The sequence below is a fragment of the Pirellulales bacterium genome, assembly GCA_019694455.1.
Classification (GTDB): Bacteria; Planctomycetota; Planctomycetia; order Pirellulales; family JAEUIK01; genus JAIBBY01.
The window spans coordinates 1-8,462 of sequence record JAIBBY010000097.1 but is presented as its reverse complement, the minus strand read 5'-3'; the positions used below and the strand labels follow the sequence as shown (position 1 = coordinate 8,462).

Below are 8,462 nucleotides of genomic sequence, written 5' to 3'. Positions count from 1 at the left end.
AATCGAGCGGTTGTAATCACAAGTGCGCTGGACGAGGTGACGAAAGCGGACTGGTGTCCGCTGAAGGGGGTGCGAGACGAGTCGGTGGATTACAGACCGGACGCGCCGGCGCTGGTGGCCGCGATCGCGCCGCCGCCGCCCGGGCCACCCGGTCCGCCGGCGCCCGCCATTTGGGCGCGCATGCGGTTCATGGCGGCGAGCAGTTCGGCGCGATCGATAAAGCCATCGCTGTTGGCATCGCTGCGAGCAAAGTTGGGGCGCATTCGCTCGTCGACTTCGCTCTCGGCCAGTTTGCCGTCGCCATCCTTGTCGTTGCGCTGCATTATCATGCCGACAATCGCGGCGGGATCGAAATTGCCGCCACCGGCGTCACGTTTCTTCTTTTCGCCGTCTGGCGCGTTGCCATCGGCCTGCGCGGCACTGGCGACCGCCGAGGCCGGTCGGACCTCGCCGCTGGCATCGGACTTGGCATTGGAGCGTTTGGCGATCAATTCGCGCTCGGCGTCGATCGGCGGCAGTACGGGGAGATCGACCGTATCGATGAACGTTTTGTAGTTCATCACCACTTGATCGGCGGCGCTGAGACCGGAACGCACCACCACAAACTTTTCGTTGGTGGAGCCGATTTCGATTTTGCGGGCTTCGAGCCCCGTGGGCGTGCGAACGAGCGCCAGCGTGTGCCCGGCGCGTTCGAAAACGGCCTGCACGGGGACTTGGAGGGCATTGGGCGTTTCTTCGACGCGAATTTTGACTTCGGCGGTCATGCCGGGTCGGCTGCCCGGCGGAGGGGCGGTGATTTCGATGGTGGTGCCATACTCCTTGACCGACGAGTTGAACCAGTTGCCAGGGAGCGGATAGTCGTCGACCTTGGTGACGGCGCCGGTGAGTTCGATTTCGGGGAAGGCGTCGAGCCGAATGACGGCGGGTTGACCGGCACGTACCCGGTCGATGCGCGACTCGTTGATCTTGGCTTTCACCTGCATCTTGGTGGGATCGGGAAGCCGAATAATGACCTGCCGCTCGCGCACCGAGGCGCCGGCTTCGATGACAACGTCGCTCGAACCGCGGCGGTCGCTCTTGTTGGCGTAGACGACTTGACCGGCCGCTGGCGCTTTGAGCTCGCAGCGGTCGATTTGCAGTTGAATGTGCTTCAACTTGTCCTGGTCAAGAGCATGGGTGTTTTGTTGGCTCTTGAGGTTGGCGTCGGCGGTTTTGATGTCGGCTTCGAGGGTGCTGAGCATTTTGGCGCGCGTGTAGTCGCGCAGGACGTTGAGCTTGGTGTTGGCGGTGGCCAGATCCATTTTGGCCTTCTCAACGGCGAATTTGTCGGCGTCGAGTTGCAGTGAGGTGACGTAGCCCTTGGCCGCTAGTTTTTCGCTATGCAGGGCATAGTCCTCGGCGCGACGCAGACTCTCCTCGGCGACTGAGATTTCGCTTTGGATGATCTGTTCTTCTTGCCGAAAAGTGCCGTTGAGGTATTCCTCGCGGCTGATCTTGGCGGTGTTCAAGGCGCTTTCAGCTTGGATCACCGCCGCGGCGCTCGTGTTGCAAAGGATCTGTTGTTGCGAAAGCTCTTCGCGCAGGGCCGAAGAATCGAGCCGGACCAGGAAATCGTTTACTTTGACGTTGGTTCCTTCGGGGACGATCTCGAGAATCGCGGTCCCGGCGGTGTTTTTGGATTGAACTTCGCAAGCGACTTCGACGTTGGCCGAGCTTTCGATTTCGCCTTGTTCGGTGACTTCGTAGATAAAGAGATCTTGCTTGACTGGCTGCAGGACAAGCCGACTCGAGAGGTTGCTCTTGGATCGCCACGGCTTGAAATAGGCGAGGCCGCTGCCGCCCACCATGACGGCAATCGCAATCACCACGAGCAGGCCACGGAAGATGGCCGCTCGACGTGACGAGCGATCTGGCAAAGCCGATTGAGAAGTCATGCGAGATCGCCTTGCGGACTGGCTCTTGGGGCGAATTGCCGCGCGAAGCGCAAATTGCGCAACCGCCCCGGACGGAACGACTTAAATTGTAGACAGGCCGGCGCTGAGTGTCATCTCCAATGCACTGCGGGGAGAACCACCCATCAACCTTAAACCCCGGCGAATCGGATTTGGTTTCGCGGGATTCGCTGGCTATTTCTACGGCACACGATGCAGTATGGGTCGGCGGCGAATCACACCGCCTCGATGTCTTGGTGCTGGCGTTGGATCGCCTGCCAGCGCGTAATTCGAGGTTAACCGAGCCGTGGCTCAAAAATCAAACACTTCGTAACGCCACGGACAATTGCGCGTGCCCGGCGGCGATGCTTCGAGCAAATCGAATTGCACGAAACAGGGGGGTAAGACTCCGAAAACCCCTGTCCGACAACTCTGAGAGCGGCTCGTGTCAATTGCCGCAAACTGTTGGCATGTTATTCGTTAGGCGCAAGCAGATGTTCCGGTGGTTGGGGAATTGAATTCGGAGTTTTCGGAATTGCGGTAGCGCGAGTATCGCAATTGAAATACACCCAATTCGGAGGCCAATCGCGCGAGCAGCGACCGCCACCACAGAGGGGGCGCCGAGCGGCGGTCAGGGGAGATCGGCAACAATTGGTGGCGGCGGCAGCGATAGCCGGGAGCGCATCAGCCGGCGGCGGATCCAGCGCCGGGCAGGCACCTCGACCAACTTATGGACCGCGATCGAAAAAAGCACTGAACCAATAATGATTCCGAACATGTAGTTCAGAGGGTGGGGAACTTCGTCGACCGTCTTATCTCCCACCTCCGCGGCGACAGGTTGCGGCTGGTCTTGGGGAGGCGCTGGTTCCTGTCCCGCGGCGATCGCCTGCTGTTGCTCCATGAGTTGCCTGCCGCCAAGCGGGAACCAGGCAACCATCAATGCGTAGCTCACCACGGCAAAGTGCAGGATGTAGAGGGCATAACTCGAATCACCGAGCAGCGTCATAGGCCGGCGCGAGAGCAACCATCCGAGCCAGCCACCGCCCAGCGCGAGATCGACCATCAATAGGCCGAAGAGTGGAAGCAGCAGCCCATTGTGGAGCACGGGGTAGGGAATCCATTCGCTCACCGCCTGGATGGCGATGATGGCGACAAGCGCCAGGGCGGCGGCCCAACCGCGCGTTGAACGACGGGCACGGCAGCGCGCGGCGGCCTCATGCCCAAAGAGGAGCCCCAGCGCCATGCCAAACACGAATTCTGGCAAGCGCACCAGCGGATTGAATTTGACGACGGAAAGCCAAGTGGCGTCGCTGAGCCAGGTGACCCTGCCCGGTCCGCTGGGGTCTGCGGCGATGCCATCGGGATCGGCAATTACATAGACGAACGGCAACACCAGCGACAGTAGCCAAGCGAGCGCGGCGATGGTCCATAGTTGCGGCGCGGTGCGGCGCCGCAGCGCGAGCGCGATGAAGGGAAACGACAAATAAAAGAAGGCCTCGACTGAAAGGGACCACCCCGGGGCGTTCCAGGCGTTGGCGGCCAAGGGCCACCAGGCTTGTAGCAGCGTCACTGCGGACGCGGCAACGCCGGTGGCCTGGCCAGGGCTGACCGTGGCCTTGTGCGTGCCGAGCCAGATGGCGAAAGCGGGCAGGTTGATCAGCAGGCCGAGAAAGTAGACCGGATAGACACGCGCGAAGCGGGCGGCCCAGAACCCACGGCGCTCGACTACGAGTTGGTTGTCGTCGGTGAGACATGAATACGTAAGGATGAAGCCCGAGAGGGCAAAAAAGAGACTGACGGCAGTGAAGGCGCTGCGGATGATGCCGCGAATCCACCACGACTGATCGAAGGGAGCGGCGCCAAGCTCGCACCAGGTTTTGAAGGGACTCTCGCCGGGAGTTTGAGCGACAATATGAAACGCCATCACAATATGAAAGACGACCACGTGGAAGGCGGCGAAGAAGCGCACGCCGGTCAGCGCCGCCAGTTGCGGGCGTTCATCGCCGCGCGGCACACGAGGCGAATGCTGGTTGGCGGCGGCGGGCGTCGACAGCGTGGCGGTCACTCCATGGTCCCTGGCGCGATCGACATTTGGGTTGTTTGTTGATTGCTGAGTGTAGATTGAAACATCGAGTCGCTCACCCCTTTTTTTCGCTCCGCTCATTGCGGCGATCATGGTCTCCGGCAGAATTCGTCAGGATCTCGGCCAGTCGGCGGGCGACCTTGCCGCTGGCGAGCGCTGCGGCGAACTCGTCCAGGTCGGCGTAGATTTCGTGGCTGAGAAAACGGATCACCCAGTTGTGCTTGAGCGGGCTGATGGTGAGCACGGCTCGTCCATGCTGATAGGCCTGCCACATCTCGATGCCGGTGCCCATCGAGGCCTCGGGCAGGTAGCACAAGACGACGTCGACCTCGCTAGTGAGCCGGCAGTGGTAGAAGAAGACGGAGCGTCCTTGGTGGTCGTCGTATTCGAGCGAATTGCCATGGTCGGACAGCGGATCGTAGATCTCCGCGTTCGGCAGATGCTCGGCCAAGAGTTGCTTGAGCCTGGCGCGATAATCCTGATTGTGGATGACGGCGCCGAGGTGCGAACCCTGCATGATGCCGGCAAGAAAGATTCGCATGGCGGGTCCTAGACAAAAAGATTCGCAAGCGGTTCAGAGCTTAAGCTAGACTACGACGCAATGCGAATCGCGCGGGGGATTTTCGCAAAAACCGGAGCTATACAGTCGTGATCGACGCCGTACGTTCCCCCAAGCGCCGCTTAGCCGCGGCGCCGAAGCCAAATTCTGTCGAACCCGATTTGAAGGCCGCGCTGCAACTGGCGTTGGAATTGATGGCGATACCGGGCCCCAGCGGCCAGGAAGCGGAGATCGTCGCCGCGATCACCAAGCGATTACGCGCGGCAGGCGTGCCGGCCAGCGCGATCCGTGTCGACACCGTGCATAAGCGGTCGCCAATCGGCGGCGCGGTCGGCAACTTGATCTGTCGTTTGCCTGGCACAATGCGGGCGCCGCGCCGCTTGTTGATGGCGCATGTCGACACCGTGCCGCTATGCGTGGGGAGTCGCCCGGCGCGCCAAGGAGCGAATGTCGTCTCGCGCGATCCCAATACGGCGCTGGGCGCCGACGATCGAGCGGGGGCGGCCGTGGTGTTGACCGCTGCGCTGGAAATTGTGCGGCGACGACTGCCACATCCGCCATTGACCTTTTTCTGGCCGGTGCAAGAGGAGGTGGGCCTGTTGGGCGCGCGGCTCGTTTCACTGGCGCATTTGGGCCGTCCGCAATTGGCGTTCAATTGGGACGGCGGGGCCGCGGAAAAAGTAACCATCGGCGCGACAGGCGCTTATCGAATCGTTGCGCGCGTGCGCGGCATCGCCAGTCATGCAGGCGCCGCTCCCGAGCAAGGGGTGAGCGCGATCGCCATCGCGAGTCTGGCGATCGGCCAATTGCAGCGAGAAGGTTGGCTTGGCGATATCCGGCAAGGGGGCCGGCGAGGAACGAGCAACTTGGGCTACATTCAAGGTGGTGGCGCGACCAACGTGGTGCCCGACGCAGTCGAGGTGCGCGGCGAGTGCCGCAGCCATGACCGAGAGTTTCGGCAGGAGATATTGTCGCACATTGAGACGGCGTTTCGACAGGCGGCGGGTGAAGTGCGAAATGCTGCCGGAGTGGGGGGCGCCATCGAGTTTGAATCGACGCCGGCCTATGAATCGTTCGTGCTGGCGGAGCAAGAGCCAGCGGTGGTGGCGGCGCAGCTGGCGATTCGCTCGCTCGGGCGCGAGCCGCAATTGGCGGTGTCGAATGGCGGCCTCGACGCGAATTGGCTCAGCGCGCGCGGCCTGCCGACGGTGACCATGGGATGCGGGCAGCGCAATGCGCACATGAAGACCGAAGCGCTACAGATCTCCGATTTTGAAGCCGCCTGCCGCGTGGCGCTGCGATTGGCGACCGCTACCGAACGGCCACGCGAGTAGGGAGGGATCGCTCGGTGGAACTCGACGACGAGCTTTGCCTCTGTTTTCATGTCTCGAAGCGGAAGGTGATCAACTTTATCCGCGTCACCAAGCCGAAGCGCCCGGGCCAACTGGCCGAGTGCTACGGCGCCGGCACGGGGTGCGGCTGGTGCCGGCCGTATCTCGAACGCCTGTTTCGCGAGTATCAAAGCGGGCAATCGGAAAGCGTCGAGCCGAGCGCGGCGGAATATCGTCGGCTGCGCACGCGGTATGTACTGGAGGGAGGGGGCACGCCGCCGCCGGGGGCGACGCCAATCGAACCCGACATGGAGCCGCCCGACCCGAACGCGGCGAACTCGCAGCCAGGCAATTAAGGCTGGCGTAAAGAGCTGCCACGCGCGCCGCTTGCCGTTTGCTACTGCGATTTCGGCGCGCTTACCTTGTCGGCGCGAGTCGGCAAAGGCGCGTCGACGGCTACCCGCCATGCGGCCAGTCGTTCTTGCAGTTGTTTGGCGCGCGCAGGATCGGCGGCCGCCAGATCGGTCGCTTCGCTGGGATCGTCGCGCAGATTGTAAAGCTCGCACCGGCCATCTTCGAAATACTCGATCAGTTTCCATGCGCCCGAGCGAATCGCGCTGGCAGGCGTGGTGGTGGGATAGTAGTGCGGATAGTGCCAGAACAGTTCCTCGCGCGCGAGGCTCTTCGTGGGATCGCGCCACAGCGGTTCGATATCGACGCCGTCTGACTGCTGCGCGGCGTCGAGTCGCGGCTGGACATGGGCCGCCGCCAAGATGGATTGATAGAAGTCGCACGAAGTTACCGCCGCGGCGCACTCGCTGCCGGCGGGCACATGTCCTGGCCAGTGGATCAACAGCGGCACGCGAATTCCCCCTTCGTAAAGCGCTCCTTTGCCTGAGCGCAAGGGATGGTTGCTGGTGACGGGCAGGTCTGGCTGTTGCCGGCTAGGCCCCAGATAGCCGCCGTTGTCGGAGGTGAAGATCACCAGGGTGCGCTCGGCGCAGCCCAATTCGTCGAGCCGGTGGAGCAGCCGGCCGACGTTGTCGTCGAGATTCTTGATCATCGCGGCATAGACGGGGTTTTTGTGATGATGCTCCGGGCGGACGCGTGATTGAAAATGCTCGATCGCCTCGGCGGGGGCCTCGATCGGCGTATGCACTGAGTAATGCCAGAGCGTGAGGAACCAGGGGCGATCGGCGGCGCGCTCCACGACGTCGATGGCCGCGGCGGTCAGTCGATCTGCCAGGTAGTCTCCTGGCTTGGCGTCGCGCAGTAGTCCGGGGACGTAGCGAAAGTCCGTTCCCGATTGGCCTCGAAAGGGAAACAGATGAGTGGCCGGCGCGCCGAAGTGGTTGCCGCCAACATGCAGGTCGTAGCCTTGCGTCTCGGGAAAATGACTGGCTTCGCCAAGATGCCACTTGCCGACATGGGCGGTGAGATAACCGGCGGCTTGCAGTTGCTCGGCCAAGGTCACCTCGGACAGGGGCAGATCGGCTCGCACCTGGGGAGGCGTCAGCACGCGATCGTTTGTGACACGGTCAGCCGCCTCGCGCCAGATGGTCATGCCGAGCCGGGCAGGATGTTTGCCGGTGAGCAATGCGGCGCGGGTGGGGGTGCAGACTGACGCGGCGGCATAGGCGGAGGTGAAGCGCATGCCTTGGGCGGCCAGTCGATCGAGATGGGGCGTCTCGTGCAAGTCGGCGCCATCGCAGGCCAGATCGACGGCGCCCAGATCATCGGCCACGATCAATAGCACATTGGGGGGTGGTGGGGTGTCCGCGGATAACGCTGGCGCCACCGCAGTCAGCAGACACAACCACGAAAGAAGCGAAATGGTCCGCATGACGACTACCCTGGGCTCGACGGCTTGCGGCAAAGCTCCAGGTGTACCCCCTTGGATTGGGGTCGGCCAGCATTTTTATGTGGCGAGTGCCTGACGCGACGAGAAAATGGCGCTAGAGGCAGAACACGCATCTAGGAGCAGGGTTTGGAATCGGATATAACTTTCTGGCACGGCTAGGCTTGTGCCTTGCGGGGCAAATCGCTGGGTGGGACCTGCGGCGCCATATAGTTCGCCGCGCTGTTGATTGAAAAGAGGACGTCATGGCTCGCAAGACAATGGACCGCAAGGAATTACGGCGAGCCAACGATGCCGCGGAAAGCGCGGCCGAAGCCAAGCCCAAGAAGAAAGCGGCGTCGCCCACCAAGCGTAAGAGCCGAGCCAAAGCGAACGCCGAGCGCCGCATCAAGGCGTTTTGGGGGGTCTTCAACCAGTCGATGAAGCGCGTGGCCGTGTTCGATTACAGCCAACGCAAACAGGCGGATCAGAAGGCCACGGAGCTGACCAATTCGCAGCGCACGCCGCACTTTGTGCAGATCGTCAAGGAAGAAGTGACGGTCGAGTAAGCGCGTGTCTGTAGGGTCGCGCTGGCGTCCGCAGGGCAATACTGTTGCCTCTGATCCTATTCGCTTCGCTAACTGGCGGCGGGTGCGGCCGGATCGGGCGCAGCTTGCGCGGCCGGCGCTGCCGGGGCCTCTGGCACGGCGGGTTGGCCGGC

Annotated in this window: 7 protein-coding genes; 3 read left to right on the top strand and 4 right to left on the bottom strand. The window is 62.4% G+C overall.

The window, feature by feature from the left end; genetic code table 11:
* Positions 1-89 precede the first annotated feature (89 nt).
* From K1X71_20600 to K1X71_20590, 3 genes are all read right to left on the bottom strand, one after another.
* Complete coding sequence (locus tag K1X71_20600; GenBank protein MBX7075549.1) at positions 90-1,934, bottom strand: HlyD family efflux transporter periplasmic adaptor subunit; 1,845 nt, start codon at positions 1,932-1,934, stop codon at positions 90-92.
* 628 nt (positions 1,935-2,562) lie between these two features.
* The gene (locus K1X71_20595; GenBank protein ID MBX7075548.1) at positions 2,563-3,996 is read right to left on the bottom strand and encodes an acyltransferase; all 1,434 of its coding nucleotides are present in this window, start codon (positions 3,994-3,996) and stop codon (positions 2,563-2,565) included.
* A 73-nt stretch (positions 3,997-4,069) separates the two neighbouring features.
* The gene (locus tag K1X71_20590) at positions 4,070-4,555 is read right to left on the bottom strand and encodes a hypothetical protein (GenBank protein MBX7075547.1); all 486 of its coding nucleotides are present in this window, start codon (positions 4,553-4,555) and stop codon (positions 4,070-4,072) included.
* A gap of 212 nt (positions 4,556-4,767) precedes the next feature.
* Here K1X71_20590 and K1X71_20585 point away from each other — a divergent pair, with 212 nt between their 5' ends.
* Positions 4,768-5,907, top strand: coding sequence for a M20/M25/M40 family metallo-hydrolase (locus K1X71_20585; protein ID MBX7075546.1), 1,140 nt, complete (start codon positions 4,768-4,770; stop codon positions 5,905-5,907).
* Between the two features lie 14 nt (positions 5,908-5,921).
* A complete protein-coding gene (locus K1X71_20580) occupies positions 5,922-6,260 on the top strand; it encodes a (2Fe-2S)-binding protein (protein MBX7075545.1) in 339 nt (112 codons plus the stop codon).
* A gap of 41 nt (positions 6,261-6,301) precedes the next feature.
* Here the strand turns inward: K1X71_20580 and K1X71_20575 are convergent, their stop codons facing one another.
* Entirely contained in the window at positions 6,302-7,747 is a 1,446-nt protein-coding gene (locus K1X71_20575; protein MBX7075544.1) for a sulfatase, read from the bottom strand.
* Between the two features lie 260 nt (positions 7,748-8,007).
* Between K1X71_20575 and K1X71_20570 the strand changes: the two genes are divergently transcribed.
* A complete protein-coding gene (locus K1X71_20570) occupies positions 8,008-8,310 on the top strand; it encodes a hypothetical protein (protein MBX7075543.1) in 303 nt (100 codons plus the stop codon).
* Positions 8,311-8,462: the final 152 nt, after the last annotated feature.